The sequence below is a fragment of the Lysinibacillus fusiformis genome (assembly GCF_003049525.1).
GTDB classification, from domain to species: domain Bacteria; phylum Bacillota; class Bacilli; order Bacillales_A; family Planococcaceae; genus Lysinibacillus; species Lysinibacillus fusiformis.
The window spans coordinates 602,003-619,598 of sequence record NZ_PYWL01000002.1; the positions used below are offsets into that span (position 1 = coordinate 602,003).

General features: G+C 36.1%; 22 protein-coding genes and 1 pseudogene. 16 read left to right on the top strand and 7 right to left on the bottom strand.

What is annotated here, in order from left to right:
- Window positions 1-9 precede the first annotated feature (9 nt).
- From C9J29_RS24260 to C9J29_RS07900, 4 genes are all read left to right on the top strand, one after another.
- A complete protein-coding gene (locus tag C9J29_RS24260; RefSeq protein ID WP_164908692.1) occupies window positions 10-180 on the top strand; it encodes a hypothetical protein in 171 nt (56 codons plus the stop codon).
- A gap of 156 nt (window positions 181-336) precedes the next feature.
- Window positions 337-492, top strand: coding sequence for a hypothetical protein (locus C9J29_RS24265; RefSeq protein ID WP_008179775.1), 156 nt, complete (start codon window positions 337-339; stop codon window positions 490-492).
- A 426-nt stretch (window positions 493-918) separates the two neighbouring features.
- Window positions 919-1,752 carry a GNAT family N-acetyltransferase gene (locus C9J29_RS07895; protein WP_089984723.1) on the top strand — a complete coding sequence of 278 codons (834 nt, stop codon included), beginning with the start codon at window positions 919-921 and terminating at the stop codon, window positions 1,750-1,752.
- A 271-nt stretch (window positions 1,753-2,023) separates the two neighbouring features.
- Complete coding sequence (locus C9J29_RS07900) at window positions 2,024-2,560, top strand: CueP family metal-binding protein (RefSeq protein WP_170844062.1); 537 nt, start codon at window positions 2,024-2,026, stop codon at window positions 2,558-2,560.
- A 140-nt stretch (window positions 2,561-2,700) separates the two neighbouring features.
- On the opposite strand, the pseudogene C9J29_RS07905 reads toward C9J29_RS07900, so the two are convergent.
- Both C9J29_RS07905 and C9J29_RS07910 read right to left on the bottom strand, forming a co-directional pair.
- Window positions 2,701-3,829 (bottom strand): annotated as a pseudogene (locus C9J29_RS07905) (IS3 family transposase).
- A gap of 278 nt (window positions 3,830-4,107) precedes the next feature.
- Window positions 4,108-4,443: a helix-turn-helix domain-containing protein gene (locus C9J29_RS07910; protein ID WP_089984717.1), complete on the bottom strand. Its 336-nt coding sequence runs from the start codon at window positions 4,441-4,443 to the stop codon at window positions 4,108-4,110.
- A gap of 418 nt (window positions 4,444-4,861) precedes the next feature.
- Here C9J29_RS07910 and C9J29_RS07915 point away from each other — a divergent pair, with 418 nt between their 5' ends.
- Both C9J29_RS07915 and C9J29_RS07920 read left to right on the top strand, forming a co-directional pair.
- Window positions 4,862-5,476 (top strand): hypothetical protein, encoded by a 615-nt coding sequence (locus tag C9J29_RS07915; protein WP_089984715.1) that lies wholly within the window; start codon window positions 4,862-4,864, stop codon window positions 5,474-5,476.
- A complete protein-coding gene (locus C9J29_RS07920) occupies window positions 5,463-5,813 on the top strand; it encodes a hypothetical protein (RefSeq protein ID WP_107921901.1) in 351 nt (116 codons plus the stop codon). Before C9J29_RS07915 ends, C9J29_RS07920 begins: the two co-directional genes overlap by 14 nt.
- A 2,199-nt stretch (window positions 5,814-8,012) precedes the next feature.
- On the opposite strand, the gene C9J29_RS07930 is transcribed toward C9J29_RS07920, so the two are convergent.
- Window positions 8,013-8,213 carry a hypothetical protein gene (locus tag C9J29_RS07930; RefSeq protein WP_036125393.1) on the bottom strand — a complete coding sequence of 67 codons (201 nt, stop codon included), beginning with the start codon at window positions 8,211-8,213 and terminating at the stop codon, window positions 8,013-8,015.
- A gap of 147 nt (window positions 8,214-8,360) precedes the next feature.
- On the opposite strand from C9J29_RS07930, the gene C9J29_RS07935 reads away from it, so the two are divergent.
- From C9J29_RS07935 to C9J29_RS07950, 4 genes are all read left to right on the top strand, one after another.
- Complete coding sequence (locus C9J29_RS07935) at window positions 8,361-8,708, top strand: hypothetical protein (RefSeq protein WP_008179767.1); 348 nt, start codon at window positions 8,361-8,363, stop codon at window positions 8,706-8,708.
- A complete protein-coding gene (locus C9J29_RS07940; protein WP_089984711.1) occupies window positions 8,692-9,330 on the top strand; it encodes an O-methyltransferase in 639 nt (212 codons plus the stop codon). Before C9J29_RS07935 ends, C9J29_RS07940 begins: the two co-directional genes overlap by 17 nt.
- Window positions 9,331-9,390: 60 nt before the next feature.
- Window positions 9,391-9,948, top strand: a complete 558-nt coding sequence (locus C9J29_RS07945; protein ID WP_089984708.1) for an isochorismatase family protein — start codon at window positions 9,391-9,393, stop codon at window positions 9,946-9,948.
- A 409-nt stretch (window positions 9,949-10,357) separates the two neighbouring features.
- The gene (locus tag C9J29_RS07950; protein ID WP_107921902.1) at window positions 10,358-11,242 is read left to right on the top strand and encodes an AraC family transcriptional regulator; all 885 of its coding nucleotides are present in this window, start codon (window positions 10,358-10,360) and stop codon (window positions 11,240-11,242) included.
- Window positions 11,243-11,253: 11 nt separating this feature from the next.
- Here C9J29_RS07950 and csaA read toward each other — a convergent pair whose 3' ends face one another.
- The 3 genes from csaA to C9J29_RS07965 all read right to left on the bottom strand — a co-directional run bounded on the left by csaA (window position 11,254) and on the right by C9J29_RS07965 (window position 12,693).
- A complete protein-coding gene (gene csaA, locus C9J29_RS07955) occupies window positions 11,254-11,586 on the bottom strand; it encodes a chaperone CsaA (RefSeq protein ID WP_008179754.1) in 333 nt (110 codons plus the stop codon).
- A gap of 99 nt (window positions 11,587-11,685) precedes the next feature.
- Window positions 11,686-11,862 (bottom strand): hypothetical protein, encoded by a 177-nt coding sequence (locus C9J29_RS07960; RefSeq protein ID WP_008179752.1) that lies wholly within the window; start codon window positions 11,860-11,862, stop codon window positions 11,686-11,688.
- A 114-nt stretch (window positions 11,863-11,976) separates the two neighbouring features.
- Complete coding sequence (locus tag C9J29_RS07965; RefSeq protein ID WP_107921903.1) at window positions 11,977-12,693, bottom strand: hypothetical protein; 717 nt, start codon at window positions 12,691-12,693, stop codon at window positions 11,977-11,979.
- Window positions 12,694-12,991: 298 nt separating this feature from the next.
- Here C9J29_RS07965 and C9J29_RS07970 point away from each other — a divergent pair, with 298 nt between their 5' ends.
- The 5 genes from C9J29_RS07970 to C9J29_RS07990 all read left to right on the top strand — a co-directional run bounded on the left by C9J29_RS07970 (window position 12,992) and on the right by C9J29_RS07990 (window position 15,471).
- Complete coding sequence (locus C9J29_RS07970) at window positions 12,992-13,276, top strand: DUF5316 domain-containing protein (RefSeq protein WP_008179747.1); 285 nt, start codon at window positions 12,992-12,994, stop codon at window positions 13,274-13,276.
- 25 nt (window positions 13,277-13,301) lie between these two features.
- Window positions 13,302-13,517, top strand: coding sequence for a hypothetical protein (locus tag C9J29_RS07975; protein ID WP_237068775.1), 216 nt, complete (start codon window positions 13,302-13,304; stop codon window positions 13,515-13,517).
- 106 nt (window positions 13,518-13,623) lie between these two features.
- Complete coding sequence (locus C9J29_RS07980) at window positions 13,624-13,932, top strand: hypothetical protein (RefSeq protein WP_008179743.1); 309 nt, start codon at window positions 13,624-13,626, stop codon at window positions 13,930-13,932.
- Between the two features lie 108 nt (window positions 13,933-14,040).
- A complete protein-coding gene (locus C9J29_RS07985) occupies window positions 14,041-14,460 on the top strand; it encodes a hypothetical protein (protein WP_008179741.1) in 420 nt (139 codons plus the stop codon).
- Between the two features lie 198 nt (window positions 14,461-14,658).
- On the top strand, window positions 14,659-15,471 hold the full coding sequence (locus tag C9J29_RS07990) for a DnaD domain protein (RefSeq protein WP_089984704.1): 813 nt from the start codon (window positions 14,659-14,661) through the stop codon (window positions 15,469-15,471).
- A 5-nt stretch (window positions 15,472-15,476) separates the two neighbouring features.
- Here the strand turns inward: C9J29_RS07990 and C9J29_RS07995 are convergent, their stop codons facing one another.
- A complete protein-coding gene (locus C9J29_RS07995) occupies window positions 15,477-16,385 on the bottom strand; it encodes a phosphotransferase family protein (protein WP_008179737.1) in 909 nt (302 codons plus the stop codon).
- A gap of 388 nt (window positions 16,386-16,773) precedes the next feature.
- On the opposite strand from C9J29_RS07995, the gene C9J29_RS08000 reads away from it, so the two are divergent.
- The gene (locus C9J29_RS08000) at window positions 16,774-17,553 is read left to right on the top strand and encodes an N-acetylmuramoyl-L-alanine amidase (RefSeq protein WP_090001685.1); all 780 of its coding nucleotides are present in this window, start codon (window positions 16,774-16,776) and stop codon (window positions 17,551-17,553) included.
- Window positions 17,554-17,596 lie beyond the last annotated feature (43 nt).

A 17,596-nucleotide genomic window follows, 5' to 3' on the forward strand; every position in this document is an offset into this window, starting at 1 on the left:
AGTAGAAAAATGAGAATCATTCATACGCTCATTGGCCTGCTCATTACATTTTTTGGGCTTGCCCTGCTAAATACAACGATGGATACAGCCATTCGAAACAGGATGGTGAAAGTATATGGCATTATCCTTATGTCTATTGGGGTGTTCTATCTTAAAAAAACGGCAAAATTGGATAAGTAATAGCCCCGTTAAGGAATTGGTTCTTTCAATTGACTGGGTTTTAATAGGAATAGTGGAAACTTATGCTTATAGGGTGAGAAAGTATTGGGAATTTTCCTTTTTATAGAAGGTTTGCTATACTTTATGTCGAATATATATCATTGAAGAGGTGATTGTATGGACAAAGAGATATCAAACAACTATCAATATCCTGAACACCTAGCCATTCAAGATGGAATCGAAAAGACAGAGTTATATGTCATAAAGATAACAAAGGAACAAGTGGATAGGTTGATTGAGGATATCGATCAAACATTAAAGGCGTCTACCTGACGTCTTTTTTATTCTGGGTTTGCATCATTCATAGTAAAGAATAGTCCTGCCCCGAAGTAATCAATACTGGAAAAGGTTCCCTCATTTATTGGTGAATCAAAACGTGCAGTTATTAGCTTTACTTCATAAAAAGTTATAAAATGGTAATAAATATTAAATAGTACATCCGAACTTTTAGAATGAAAAGAGTTAGAAGGACTTAATTTAAGGATTTTACCCTATATTTCTTTAGTACAGATAAAAAAATAAAATCAGTAGGCATAGGGGATTTTTCTAGGGAGAAGTAGACATTCACTCAAGTTAAAATGTACCATCGCTACGTCATTTCATAGCGCCTGTATAAAGCATTTTTTTCTTAAAAAAACTATAGGAATTTAAATACAAACAAATATTTTATCTAGATTATGAAAGGAGCTGAGCTGTTTTATGATTTATAAATTGGATAAAAGAGACTATTATAAAATAAAAAGGTTACTACAAACACCTGATCAGAAGAATGATTTAACATTAAATTCCATAATTAATGGTATGAACAGAGGGACAATTTATGTAGACAATCCGCAAGAACCCAATACAGCACTAATAGATGTAACAGGAATAAGCAGTATTTTTATTGGGAATGCGACTAATCAACAGTTTATTGATTCTTTACGTGATTTTCTTGATAATGAATTAAAAATGGATACTTATGAATCGTGTGGTGGAACCTGGTTTATTGCAGTCATAAAAGATGAGATATGGGAACAAGTATTAGAGAATGTTATTGATGATAAAGAATACGAACCAGATTATGAGCTGTATTATCAATTCAATCCTGAGGCTTTCGTTTCTTTAAAAGAGCAATACAAACCTTTACCGGATAATTATCTTATAAAAAAAATTGATACCGAAGTCATTAAGAACGATCCAGATGGGATTCTTTCTGAAGTAGTAGAAGAGGTTTGGTATTCAATTGAAGACTTTAATACTCATGGACTGGGATATTGTATCATAAGGGATAATAAAATAGTAAGTGCATGTTTTTCTTGCTGTGTACACGAGAATAAACATGAAATTAGTGTTGAAACATACGACGAGAAACACATGAATAAAGGATTAGCCACTTTAGTGTGTTCTGCATATTTAGATGATTGTATAAAAAATGGACTAATACCCCAATGGTCAACGATGGAAACAAACCTTGAATCTAAACGTTTAGCAAAAAAATTGGGCTTTGAATTTGAGTCAAAACTAAAAACATTGGAGTTTGAATGGAAATGATCATGAGATACTCTTTATAAACAATGAAAGGATTATAATATTAAATATTCAGAATTTTTTTGCTGTAACTTTTAAAAATCAATTATATATCAGCAACATTGTCACGTTTGTTTCATTGGAATGGATTTGAGTCTCCAATACTCAAATAAATAAAATCTGTTTGTCATTAATCTATTTTTCCTCTGCACAATTTCTTCTTATTTATAGTTTATAGTATAAGTCGTCAGCGTTTTACAAAGTAGAAAGAATGAGGAAATTAGAGGTGAATAAAATGAAATTAAAAGCTTTTGCTGTAACTTTGCTTACTACGATTGTCCTAGGTGCTTGCAATGGAGAGAGTACTAATGACGATAACCCTAGAAAAGAAGTGGAGATGCAAAATATTAAGGAGTTGGTGAATGAATATAGCGGGAACAAAACAAAAGACGAATCTGCTTCAATCACATCAAACCAGCTGATTGTAACTGATAAAGAAGGAATTGAGTCAGCATATGCTTTGCCAGAAGACGAATTTTTTGTTTCTGTAGCTCCTTACATAAATGAAACTCACCCTTGTACTAACCATAGCTTGACGGGTTGCCAAGGAGAGCTGGCTAATAAGGATATAGCTGTCTATATTGAAGACTCAAAAGGTAATGTGCTAGTGAACGAAACCATGAAAACTCTAGCTAATGGATTTATTGATTTATGGCTACCTCGTGACCAAACGTATAACATAAAAATGGAGCACAAAGGCAAAACTGTAAAATCGTCATTTTCTACTTATGAAAGCGATGGCACTTGCATTACAACAATGCAATTAAAATAAAAAAAGTAGGGTTGTCCAAAAAGTCAGTGAAAGCTGATTATTTGTGGCAGCCCTTTACTATTTATATTTTTAAAATTATAGGTTTAGATTTTGCATTTAAGTTGCATTGTTTGGTATGTCAACACTAAACTGCACAAAAATTATAAGGTCTGTTGCTTGAATTCCACTGGGGTAAATAGCCTAGTGTCCCGTGAATTCGAATGTTATTGAACCAATGAACATAATCATCAAGTTCAAGAGCGAGCTGTTCAAGAGTAGAGAAATGTGCTCCGTTAGCGAATTCGGTTTTAAATACCTTAAACATCGCCTCAGCCACGGCGTTATCATAAGGGCATCCCTTCATGCTCAGGGATCGCTGGATTCCAAATGTTTCTAGGGCTTTTGAAATGAGCTTATTATCAAACTCTTTTCCTCGGTCTGTATGAAACATTTGTATGTCGTTCAAGTTACCTCTAATACTTACTAGTGCTTGATAAACCAGCTCTGCTGTCTTATTTGCACCAGTACTACGGCCAATGATTTCACGATTGAAAAGGTCGACAAATAAGCATACATAATGCCATTTTGTTCCGACACGGACATATGTTAAATCACTCACGATGACAGCCAACGGCTCTTTTTGCTCAAATTGGCGCTGTAATTCATTTTTTATCGGCCCTTCATTACATGTTGAGTTATGCACCTTATACTGTGCTACTGTATAGTTTGATACTAGTCCAAGACCTTTCATTAAACGACCAATTCGACGACGTGATACGTGTTTTGGCTCTGGTAATTTACTTAGTTCTTTCTTGATTTTACGCGTACCATAATTATTACGGCTTTCTTTGAAAATACGAGCAATCTCTTTGGAAATCTCATTATCTTCAGTTTTTAGCGCACGTTTGCCACAAACTTCGGCATGATAGTAATACGTACTTTTCGGAATATTAAGGACGTCACACATTGCTGATACTGAATATTTGTGAGCGTTATTTCGAATCACATCTATTTTCGTCCCATGATCAGCGCTGCTTGCTTTAAAATATCATTCTCCATCAGTAAACGTTGATTTTCTTTGCGTAATCGAGCTAGTTCGTTATCTTCTTCAGAGGGATTATCTTTGGCAGCGAATGAACCGGTTTCTTGATGGTTTTTAATCCAACGGTCTAAAGCCGAAGGCGTTATATCGTACTCTCTGGCAATATCTGCACGGGATTTTCCATTTTCATAAAGTTTTACTAATTGCAATTTAAATTCAGATGTAAAAGTTCGACGTTGACGTGACATAGTAGCACGCTCCTTTAAGTTGGTAGTCTAAGTGTACTAGCCCTTATTTTTTATGTCCAACTTAGTGTAGCCGATTCAACCAAAAACCTACGAGGATAGGGGGTGTTGAGTGTGACGGGTTACAGCATCATACTCATAGTGTGACAACCAGAAAAAGGGTCTCTATTCAAATTAGAATCCTTATTTTATTTTGGTTGAAGAACTATGAATTATGTCAGTTATAACTAGCATCTTACCAAAAAACGATAGCCACTTGAATGTCCCCCTAATCTCGATAGCTACTGGACCTGCTCTTTTAATCCAAGATAATCATTGATGGCAAACAATAAATAATCCAATTCTCTCTTAGAGTGACGATTAGATAATTCACCTAGCAAGTTAACAGTTAATTGGCCTTCCGTTATTGTATCTGAATGAACCAATTCTTTTGTCGTGATCCCCATTATCTTGGCAAAGTGTTCAATGCGATCTGATTTTAAAGTACGTTCTCCTTTTAACATAAGTCCTACAAGTGATTTACTTACTCCTAATTGTTCAGCTAGCCATTGATATGATTTATCCTCAGCTTTCAACCATTTAATTACTTTGCTTATTACGATGTCGTTAGTTTTCATATCCTACTCTCCACCTATCTACAAATATCATATCATTCAATATTAAACATCCATAACATTTTTATTCAATCTATGCAACTAAATATTGCATCATTGAGAATTAAATATAAGTGGATAAGTTTATTAAAAAATCGGGTACTTTCTGAAATAAGGAAAGCGTCTTTCTTTATGGAAAGTTCTGAATTATAGAACAAAAACAATGCCCACAGAATTTTTAATCCAACTTTATTATAAATAATCATTCTTTTTTTAAACTACAATTTATATGGCTATACTAAGCTTGTTCAAATCTAGTAGGTTGTTAATAAAAATATATAAATTAATAATATATTATCTATCTTTAAGTATAATATAGTAATTTCCATCATATGTTAAATACTATAGCAATTAAAAGTAGTAAAAGTGAAGGTGGGTATCCGTGAAATATAAAATTATTCCAGGTCTTTTACTAATAATCTTACTATCAATTATCGGAGCATTAACAATAAGGGACAAACTATTTGCAACTGAACTAGAGAAAGGTTCTTATAAAGTGGATTCTTTTGAATCACTACCCAATAAGGAAATAACTTTATTAGAAGCATATGACATAGGGATGGACATAGCAAAAGAATACGATAAAAATTCGGAACTTATTTTTATGAATAGTGTGAATGATGGCAAAATAAATGGTTCAGATGGAAAAAAAGGAAATTGGCAAGGGTATATTACCTTACCTAACAAAAGACTAAGTATCATATTTGTTATCGAAAAGGGGAAACTGAAAAGTTACGATGTAATAGATAGTGATGAACAACTGCCTATTAAAGATGAAGATATAAAAGTAGATAGTAACGAGGTTGTAAAAAAAGCCATATCTGAATTTAAATTAGAACCAGGAAATGATAATTTTTTGAATGGTTATCATTTCCGTCTAATAAGAGATGAGAAAAATGTATTTTTGGGGGTGGGAGGTCAAAAAACAGGCAAGAGAGCAGAAATCTATTTCAATCCTAAAAACGGAGAGTATTTAGGAGGAATTGAAAAAAAATAAACCTTTACAGGAGGAATCAAATATGAAAAAGATTCCTATAATTTTAGGAATGTTATTTATTTTAGGAGCATCTATACTTTCAGAAAGTACTTTAGCAGCAACATATGTAAATCAATCAGTTACCGCATATGTAGCCGATCAGGGTAGTCTGACTTATCATGGTACTGTTCCAGTTATGTATAGTACTGCTGCAGTTCGCCCTAAAGTGTGTGGGAATGCATTATCGGGTACAAAATTTCCTGCTGGAACAATAATTACAACACAGGCCGGATTACCATTCCCTGACGCTCGTTTAAGAAGTACTTTCCAAGTTTACGATATGGGAGATGTTAAGTGAGTAAAAAATGTAACTCCTAATTGGTTTGATATCTTTTTTGGGACATCAGAAAATTATCAACATGCTATAAATTTTGGATTTAAAACAGCGAGTTATAATACTAGTTCAACCTTATCAGCAGAAGATTTGAATTCGGAAGACATAAACAACACAGAAGAATTTATAAAAGAAGAAGAAAAAGAGGCTACAAATAATTAGTATTTGGTTGTTCTTAATGAAAAATTTTTGTTCGATAAGTGCATTATCAGCGAGTGTACCTTTACAGGACATACTCATGGTAATGCCTTTTCTTTTTAAGCTTATTGTTAACGACAAACTTTGTGTACACCGTACCTTGGCATTATGCAACGTTCAACCTTCAGGAATGTCCTATATACCGTATATGTAGCCTTGGAAAAAATAAAACTACAACATATTGAAAAAAATGTCCGATAGTGTAAAATTACACTTATGGGTGGTTTTCGTTATCAATATAATATGGGAGTATATATAAATTGAAGAGGTTTATTAAAAGTATTTTGTCTTTATTTCCAGTTCCTTTCTTATTTCATTTTTACGAATTTAATTGTCATCTTGCTAGGCAACAAGCTGATTTTTTGTTTCAGGTATTTCTAGTGTTCATAATTGTTGTAGGTATTTCATCGAGAAACATTAAATTGCCTTTGTTCATTGGCTTGAATTTTATTATGACCGTTATTTCTTTGATATTTGGCTATTTTTTCATAGATGATGATGGAGGTTGGTTTAAACCTTTTGGCAGAGATGCCGCCATTGTATTTGTTTCAATTATTTATATTCTAGGGCAATTAATTATAAGATTATTTAGCAGGCTAGTTCATACTAACAGCCGAAGTAATAAGTAAAGATGAAAAGAAAGGAAGTAATTCTCCTGGATAGATCTCTTTTTCAAAGGCTGCTAACAAAGTATTGTTTTTTTATTATATAAACTATTTAATTTAGCTAAATAATAAAGTATGTGAAAAAGTTACTTAAACTAAAGGAGAGCTTTAGTTTAAGTAGAAATATGCTTTTGATCTTTCACATTCGGCCAAATCCTATAATAGGAGTTGTGTTTTTTTAGTAAACTCTCTTTAAAAGTGGTTTTGCATACTTGAAAGATTTTGTGCAGTAACAATGTATCAATTCGATATGTAAAAATAACCAACTAGTAGATAAATGAATATATATAAAACCGTTATATATAAATATATTGCTGTTGAGCCTTTATCATTTCTAGCTTGAAATAATACTACAATTGAAAGAATTACTACTAGTATAAAAGGGATTATTTGCCAGTTGTGAAAGCGAAATGGTTATAGGCTGCTTTATTATTTCAGTCATATTGCCTCCGAAAAAGAAAGAATTCAATTCATTTTATCAATATTTTAGTTAAGTGATACCAGTAAATTCTGGGAACCGAATATAGCCTTGCAAGGAGCAAAATAGTACTGAACAATTTGAACACATCATGCAATAGCTTATAGTCATATGAAGTAAGTTATATTCTAGGTAAAAGGATTCCTAAGTTTCTCTCAGACTTAGAGATAGACATTTAAGGGAAGCTTCTTTATCTATTATCAGACTGTATTTTTGCTGTTCATTTAAAATTTTGAAGTATTGTGCCATACTAGAGAATTAATTTGAAATAAATAATCTGTTAATTTCTAAAATTCTAAATTGATGTATTTGTTGTATATATTTCTTTATTGCGTGCATGCTATAAAATGTTATTTGCAGGTGTATGGAAATCACAAAATTAATTTAGAAAGTAGTGGATTTCCTTTGAATTAAATAATTTCAAATCCTATATATTTTGCAAACGAATTACAAATAATTACAAAACTTAAGACAGGCAACAATAACAATATACTATGATGGAACTGCGGGAATACCTCCATAGATGTAGAAATAGGAGCAACTATTTTTTTTTACTCTAATTATTGAAAAATTAGTTAATCAAACAAACAACAACCAAATCTAAAATTTTTAGATATAACCACTAAAATTCTCCGCTTCCCATTCATGAATAGCATGCTGTTCTGTCTCCAACACCTTCTCCATATAAATGATAGTCGTTTCTATCTTTTTATGACCGAGGGATTTCATAATTCTATACATATATGGAAAGTATATTTTCCAGCTAGCCTTTTGTCCGAACGATAGTTAAAAATGACTGGAGTATCTATCTTATGTAAAACCTCAATCCTTTTGACATGAAAAGGAGTAGTTAAGGGCCAAATAATCACGAATGATTTTAGGATGTCCGCCATTTTCAAGACAAAGTTTACTCGCAATTTTAATTTCCTTCTGATTATAGTGAGATTGCGCACCAATTAAAAATATGCCTGACAGTATCAATAATGTGCCAATCGCCAAAACATATTTTATGACTCTTTTCAATACACGTACCTCCATTTCAAAAGTAATCGGTATCCCTAGTATATGTTGAACGATGAAAGCAATATGTTAATTGACTTATTGTATACACTTGTATACAATAAGTTTAAATCAACGTATACGTTTGTATACAAAAGGAGTGTTTAATGAATGAGAGGTTCAGGTTTTAGAGAGCATATGAAGGAAGGTCATCATCGAGGTGGTCGTCACAGAGGAATGGAGGGAACGGCATCACGTGGAGCAAAAACGTTCCGAAGAGGGAGAGCCATTGCCTTTTTAGAAACGTTAAATGTGAAACGTGCAACGATTAAACAGCAATTAGAAAAGCCCGAGTTTCAATCCATTCAGCAAATTTTAGTAGGTGAGTTAAAGGCCATTGATATGGTGATCCAAGAATTTAGCCAGCTGTTTGATATACATGAAAGCGAAACAGTAGAAACTGCAGTTGATCATTCACAGATAGAAGAAGGAGATTCTGTGCATGAAAAAAGTGAATAACTATATTGATACGGTATTTGCCCAGCAGGACCCCATTCTTGAGAATGTCATAGCTTCCATTACGGAACAAGGTATGCCAGCCATTTCTGTTTCTCCTTCATCAGGAAAGCTATTGACGATGCTCGTATCGCTTACAGGGGCTCAGGATATTTTAGAAATCGGTGCATTAGGTGGTTATAGTGGCATCTGTCTAGCGAGAGGAATGGCAGATGAGGGCGCATTAACCTCACTAGAATTAGAGGAAAAATATGCACAGTTAGCTGCACAAAATCTTGCCAATGCAGGCTTTGCTGAACAAGTGACCTATCTCACTGGGCCTGCCCTTGAAAGCCTTGAAAAGCTTGTAGCTGATGGAAAACGCTTTGATTTTTTCTTTATTGACGCGGATAAGGAAAATTACGAGCATTATTTAGCATATTGTATAAAACTAGCAAATACTGATGCATTAATTGTCACGGATAATGTATTAGCAGCGGGTAGTGTTGCAGACCCAGAAGTGACACCAAAACGATATACAGCCATCATGAAGAAATTTAATCGTCTGGTGGCGAACCACCCACAATTGGAGTCAATTCTTTTACCTATTGGGGATGGCATAACCGTTTCTAAGGTAAAAAAATAATAAAGATTAGTCCTCCTTTATGGTAAAGTATGGTTAGTAACTGAAAAAGGAGAGATGCGTTTGAAACAAGCGTTAGTTGTGATTGATGCACAGCAAGAACTGATAGAAGGTAATCAGGAGGAACAAGCTGTTTATCGCAAAGAAGAATTACTAGAGACCATCAATAAGGTAATTAAAAAGGCTATCGAGGAAAATGTTCAAATTATTTTTGTTCGTGATCAAGATGTGGCTGGTGGAGAGGGAGATGGCTTTCAAGTACATAAAAAAATCCATGTTCCAATATCAGCTGTCTTTTTTGACAAACTCGCTACCAATGCATTCTACAAAACTGGGCTGCTGGAGTATTTAAAGGATCATGACGTGCAGCATTTGGTAATGATGGGGTGTAAAACCGAGCATTGTGTGGATACTGCCGTCAGATCAGCCACTGTTCACGGCTTCGATGTCACAGTTGTCGCTGATGGACATTCGACGAACGGCTCCAAGCATTTAGTACCAGAAGCCATGATCGCACATCATAATGACATATTACACGGTCATTACAATGTTGACCATTTCTCGCTGGTGCGTCATTCAGACGAAGACTTATTTGGACCTAGCCATTCAACCTACCGCTAACATAATAATGACCAAGAATTTTAGTTCTTGGTCATTTCTTATACGTTCTTGATGATCAAACTACTACATAGAAGACGTTATGATAGAGCAAAAGCTTGTCCAAAAGGATGGAGTTTTTTCAGAAATGGAAAGCAGTAACACATTTTTTGCTCCAAAAAATGGAATACAAGCTATGCTTAATCCTTCTTATTCATAGGGCCACTGTGCGAGCAGTGACCCTAAGTATCAAGTCAGGAGGTGTAAGGCTAAAATTAGCTTTACACTATTATATGTATGTGAAAGTAACTTCGAAAGTTAGTTATCTGCCTGTTCGATAGATTATTTTTTTGAATGGCGACTAAATCGGGCACAATATGTCGGATGACTCAATTCTATTCTTGCTATTGTTGTGAAAAGGGAGGTTATTCAAGTGGATTCATGCACACGACTGAATGAAGCGATTGCCTATATTGAGGCCAATTTGACCAATGACATTGATATGAAGGAAGTGGCAAGTAGAGCGTATTGTTCTGAGTATCACTTTAAACGAATGTTTTCATTTCTCGCAGGCATCTCGCTCTCCGAATACATTCGTCGGAGACGTTTGACACTGGCCGCTCTTGAATTGTCGAACGCCTCTTTGAGAATCCTCGATATAGCAGTTATGTATGGTTATAGCTCAGCAGATGCTTTTACAAGAGCCTTTCAGCACTTACATGGGATTAAACCTTCTGAGGCGAGGCAAACTGGCCAAACATTCAAAGCTTTTCCACGGATGACCTTCCAATTGACCATCCAAGGAGGAATTGAAATGAATTACCGACTCGAGCAAAAGGAAGCTTTTCGCATCGTTGGTTTGATGAAACGCGTACCGATTATTTTTCAGGGAGAAAATCCGGACATTGTGAAATTGGCGCAATCCCTAACAACCACAGATATTGAGCAACTTAAAAAGCTGTCTAATGTGGAACCTAAGGGCATCATCCAAGCTTCTACAAATTTTTCAGAGGGGCGAATGGAGCAAAAGGGAGAACTCGATCATTATATTGGCGTGGCTACTACAGCAACAATCCCTGGGCGCTTTTGCCAACTTGCTGTCCCAGCGAATACATGGGCTGCCTTTACAGTGGTCGGACCTTTCCCGCAAACACTTCAGGAGACGTGGGGCCGCATTTATGCTGAGTGGTTTCCATCTTCCAGCTATGAACAGGTTGCTGGCCCTGAAATTGTCAGTCTTGCGAGCACCGATTTTTCATCACCAACCTTTACAAGTGAAATATGGATACCCATTCACAAAAAAGAGCCTCTTGCATAATGCATGGCTCTTTAATGTATTTTTGTTCCATTGGGTACATGCTGATCAGGTGTTAACAGGATGACGTCTCCCTCACCTGGCACTCCACCAATGACTAACACCTCTGACTTAAAACCGGCAACGCGGCGTGGGGGGAAATTAACAATTGCTACGACTTGCTTTCCGACCATTTCCTCTGGCGTATAACGTTTTGTAATTTGGGCGGAAGACTGTTTAATACCGAGCTCTTCACCAAAATCGATGTTCATTTTTATTGCTGGAACACGTGCTTTTGGTAGCTCCTGTGCTTCCAAGACCGTACCAACTCGTAGATCAAGCGCTGTAAAATCTTCAAATGTGGCCATTATTCAACTCTCCTTCATGTCAACTATATTATCATGCTAACATTATGTGGGAAATTATTCAAAATAAAAAAGAAGAGCACATAGAGTGCCCTTCTTTTCTTAACGACGATGCTCTACCAGGTCAATAGCTCCTAACACAATATGAGCTAAACCAAAGCCAAAAATGGTGTTGGCCACCATTTTATTAGAGCCATGCTTTTGCTTCATGGCATATCCTGCCGCTGTGACAGCCGACCCGAGAATAGTTGGGATTAAACCTTCACGAACATTATTCATAAAATTGATCCCTCCGTCGTATGATTCGGTATAAGTTTCATACCATACTTACTATGAACGTTTGCAGCGTATCCTATACGAATAAATAATAGGTTGAAAATATACAACTGTCATTTATTGTTGAATAGGTGCTACTTTTATTTGATCGACCATAAATTCGTTCTTCGTATGATCGAATTTATAGGTAATGTGGAAATCAGCCACATTTATAGGAAAGACACTAGCCGCAAGGGTCAATTTTATCTTTTGATTTTCTAAATAGTAAATCGTTATCCCACCAAAACCTAGTTCATCCTGCTGTAATTCTAGCTCTGGATCGACATGATAGTCCAAGTGATATTCCTTGCCCAGTGCTTGGCCCGTAATCGTTAATGTTTCATGATCCTTTTTCACAACGTTTGACTCAATATGTTGAGCAACAATTTCCTCATAATGAGGGACCTTTATTTCTTGTAAGTCCTGATCTACTATATGAATATCATAATTATCTAGCCCAGTTCCTCTGCCAGTTTGAATGATGATAACAGCTTCTTCTTTGCCATCCTCCGTCATATCTATGTAAAACACTTGTGGCTCGGTTCCTGTATCACCAGGGTTGTTCCAATTAAAGTCCTTCACCTTCCCATTAATCTCTAGCTTTACGCTCTCTCCATTCTTATACAGTTTTACTTCATTATGGTCAGAGGCCCCAATTAATGTGGCATCTATATGTGTTGGGCTGTGGGCTTCCTTCGAAATTCGTTCTTCTGTTGGATCATCTTTTTGATCTGATTGGCATCCTGAAAATATAACTGTACTTAACAATAGCAATGTACCAATTTCTTTTTTCAATCGTATCTACACCTTTCTTAATCTTTGTAAAATCTATGTCATTTATCACAAATAGCTGCAAGCAATAATGGGGAAGAAGCCGATATACATAAGCGAACTATTACTACAGAAATTTTTTCTCCCTCTACAAAGTGGGCTTAGTAGAAAACAACAAGACGACTTCGTACATTACAATAATTTACAAAATAAAGCAAATTCCTCTTTATATTATATAGTTGATGTAGTAAATATGAAAATTTTGGATTTATTGAAACGAAAATGAAGTCTCAATCGTATACTAAAGTAAAGGGGGGCGGAAATGAAATATGTAGGCATCGGAACAATATTGTCCATCCTAGGTGTAGTATTTTCAATCCTAATATGGGGTACAGAAAAAGCGCATTTACTTTCTGGATTGGTAGGTGGAATATTCATAATATTCGCTCTGTTAGTGTCGGGTTCGATGGGGAGTGGGGATAGAATGCGGGCTAATTTTGCAACAGCAACAAAAGAAGATAGGGACGAACGCAATCATATGATGAATAATGCTTTATTGTTAGCATTACCAAATATTATTGTCGCTATCTTTGCGTATTATATGTGATCATACCAGCTCAATTGAAAGGATGATGTGTACCTTGGATAAAGAAAAAGATTATTATTCAGAAGCATCTAGATATACACTTGCAGTTGTTCTCTTCACACTCATCATTTGGGGCATCTATGATTGGCGAAACGCAACACCCAATGGTTTTCAATTTTTATTAATAAATGAAATTGTTATCACTCTTGGGATTACACGCTATATTTTGAAGAAACGAGATCAAAAAAGAAAGCGCTCTTAATAATCTTTACATAGATAATCAATAAAAGTGTCACATCTACCCTAGGTGTGGCTTTTTTTGTTGCATTTAATAAGTAAAAGTACATTTGCAATAGAGAGGTGGTACTATGCAATTAACAGATGGTACACGGACGTTTGAAACGGATATAATTGATGAAGCTGCTAGAAAAAAGGAACGTGATGAGCAGGAGCGGGAGATGCTTAATGCCTTTGCACGCTATGCATATCTTCGATACAAGCAAATACGGGATAAGGTCAATCCGCGTAAATGCAAATACATGTATATCCATCAAGTTCGCCAACAATTAACTTCACCCGCTAGACTGCAACGTGTTTGCAATCTTGTAGGCATGACGGATGAAGAAGTACTTTATATTGTAGAATTTGTCCGCAAGTATTTGAAATACGTCAAATAAAAGCCTCATCGTTGAATGGGGTTTTTTTACATAATTTCTAGGGAGAATTGTTTCTCAATACCCCACTCCATATAGTATGATGAACGTGGATAAAGGAGTGAAGCGATTTTGAGATTCATTAAATGGTTAGTTGTTTTTATTATTCTCATTGGTATAGTTGGCTATGGTGTATTACATTTTGGCACGAAATTTGCGTCCGAAAAAATTGTCAATACACTTTCAACAGAATTAGAGAATAGTGGACAAATGGAAGAAATAAAAAATACGATTGAAAATGATCCGGAGTTAAAAGCCTATATGGAAGAGGCGAAAACGGTTGATAGTAGTACGTTACCGTTTACATCAAAAGAAGATGCTACGAAAGTAATCATTCAAAAGGTTGGCATTACAGAGCTCAATGATATTCGTGTGAAATTACAAGATGGCTCCATGACAAAGGAAGAAGCATTGCAACAGGTAGAAGGAAAATTATCAGATGAAGAAATAGCTGCATTAAAAGTTATTATTTATAAAGAACTGTACGAATAAACAAGGCCGCAAAATGGGCAGTTAGCCTAGCAGAGGCACTTACTAAATGGTAAGTGTCTTTTTTGCTGTATATGTATGCAGAAGGCCATTCTCTGAAAACGACCACAAATTTTAGTGAATTAGAAAAATTGTCCCCTTTTACAGCATGCCCGTTTATATAGATAGTACAGAGATTAATTGTAGGGGAGAGGGGTAGCTATGATCTACAGAGTAGTAAAGAACGAAAATTTTGTCGTATTGGACAAGGGCTTTTTAAATGATGATCAATTAAGTTGGAAGGCAAAGGGTTTACTTGCCTATATGCTGTCATTACCAGATGATTGGGATTTTTGTCTGACTGATTTAGCGACACGTAGTAAATGCGGACGTGAAGCAACTGCTAGCATTATCAATGAACTGATTTTGGCAGGTTATCTTCAAAAGGTGCAGGAGCGAACAAAGGATGGGAAATTCAGCAAGGTGGAATTTGTCGTTTTTGAAGTATCAAAACGTGCTGCCCGGCCGTCAACGGGTTATCCGTCAACGGACGCACCACAAACGGAAAAGCCCACACAACTAAATAATAAATTACTAAATAACCAATTACTAAAAAATAAAGATGATGATCAACAATCACATACAGCCGACTACTTTTACGAACAACAAGGCTTTGGCTCACTGTCGGCGTATATAACGGCAAAAATTCATTCCTGGCTTACCATTTTTTCAGAGGAAATCGTCATTCATGCGATGAAGCTAGCTGTAGAACACAATGTATTGCGCTGGCGGTATGTTGAGAAGATATTGCGAAATTGGCATCATAAACAACTAAAGACCATGGCAGATATTGCTTCAGATCAAAGGCGCTTTCAGGCCAAGAAGATAAAAGTGACGGACATTCCAGCCAATAGACGTCAAGAGATTATTCCGCAGTGGTTTCATCATCGTCATGAAGAGGAACGGCCACAGCAGCCAACCATTAATTTTGAAGCAGAACGACAAAAAATATTAGCGCTGCTCGAAAGTGGTTAAACGTCCTAATTTTCGGCATACCATAAAGGCTTCACAGATGAAAAGTAAGCATGATCCTCCAAAATTAGCTGAATTCTGGCTAATGCATCGTCAAACGATTGCGGATCATATTGGCGTGTCCAAGCAATAGTTGCAATGACATTCATCGCGGCATATAAGGCATAAAGGCGCCAAAACTGATCATCTGGTGGCTGTGTGAAATACCCATTTATTTGCCCGACGCAATAGGGGACGCTATGCCGTCTACTAAACAGGGCTAGATTATAAAAATCATGATAGGGATCGCCGGCATCATAGCCATTGAAATCAATAACCCCATTGAAGCTGTTTTGGTGACAAATAATGTGACCAAGATGGTAATCATCATGAAGCAGCGTAATAGGACGTTGTCTTAATAGCGGCCAATGTTCTTCGATAAAGCTCAATAATTTAGCTTCTTGCGGAATTTGATAAGAATCCTGTTGATAGGCTTGTAAATAATTGGTAAATTTCTCTTTTTGTAACGTCTCCCATTGGACAGTTTTTGGAGCTTTCACCTGATGAATTTTTCTTAATTCTTTCCCAGCCGCAAGACCGAGATGGAACTGCTCTGTGTCCGAAAGGTGAGGAATGATTTCATCCGCAGGGGTGCCTATTAAATAGCTCATAACCATCGTTGAAAGATCGTTGTCAGGGAGGACCATATATTCAATGGCCTTATGTGTTTGAACTCCCTGTAGCTCTAAGTCCTGCAGCAAAGTAAACTCAATCCACCTTTTGTCGTGGTGTGCGAGATCGGATAGCCGTACAAAATAAGGTGTATCATCAACTGTTACAACATATTTGGTATCAGAGGAATAACCTTTGTCGATTTTATTAATAGCAGTGTAACCTTGTAAGCTAGTTAATCGATTCATGATATTTTCTACAACCATTTTATCTCTCTCCTTCCATCAGTTTAGAAGATACAAAATACTATATGGAGCTGTCCTTTGTCAATGTACCTGTTGAAGTGAAATGATCATTTATTCATCATTTTAAATAATAGTCATGAGCACAAATAACTAGAAAAAATGGTGTAGCTTGCATTTACTAGAATAAGTGAATGTTATTCTCTTCAATCATTCACGGTCATTAGCTTGACATGTGTAGCAGCAAAAAAGGTGAAATAGAGCAGTCACCCATTCAGCCCCATCAGTCAACCATGGCAAATAGTTAGAATATCGCACTATAACTAGTTGTTGATTCTCCCCTAAAATCGACATAACTAATGAATAACATGGTTGTCATTCGCAAAAAAATGATAGGAAAGGGTGGTGCATAATGAGTTATGTTATTGAAATGCAAATAATGTCAGGTTTACCGAATCAGCCGCTCACCGCCATCAAATACGTGGTAGCACATGAATCAGGTAACAGCACAAACACAGGTCCAAACGCATTAGAAAATGAAATTGCCTATATGAATAGAAATAAAGACAATGCCTTCGTTTCTCACTGGGTAGGAGGAGGTGGACGCATTGTGCAAATAGCACCCGTTAACCGCGTCCAATATGGTTGTGGACCAAAAGGGAATCCGTATAGCTATGCTCAAGTAGAGCTAGCGCGGACTTCCGATAAGGAACAATTTAAAAAGGATTATGCGGCTTATATTTGGTTATTGCGCAAAATGGCTATAGAAGCAGGGGTACCAACTATTTTAGATGGTACTGGCAACGGCATTAAATCCCATCGATGGATTGCCGATAATTTGGGCGGCACCACACACAAAGATCCGTTTGCCTATTTAATGAGTATGGGTGTTACCGAAGCACAGTTCCAACAAGATATAAAAAATGGCCTGGAGGAGGAGTTAACCGTGTCACAATATAATGAGTTGAAGCAGGAAATAGAGGCTTTAAAAAGCTTATTAGCTACTAAAGCCAGTTTACAATCCGACCGAGAAGTAGGCGCATCTTACAAAGAAGCATGGGATTGGGCCATTCAAGAAGGTATTATCCGAGGAGATGGTAGTAAAAATATGAATCCAGCAGGCGTTCTCACGCGGGAGCAAATGGCTACTATGCTCAAACGATATTACGATAAATTTGTCGATAATAAATAACTATGCTATAATATAGAGAGGATAAAGTTCGTTGAAACAGCGT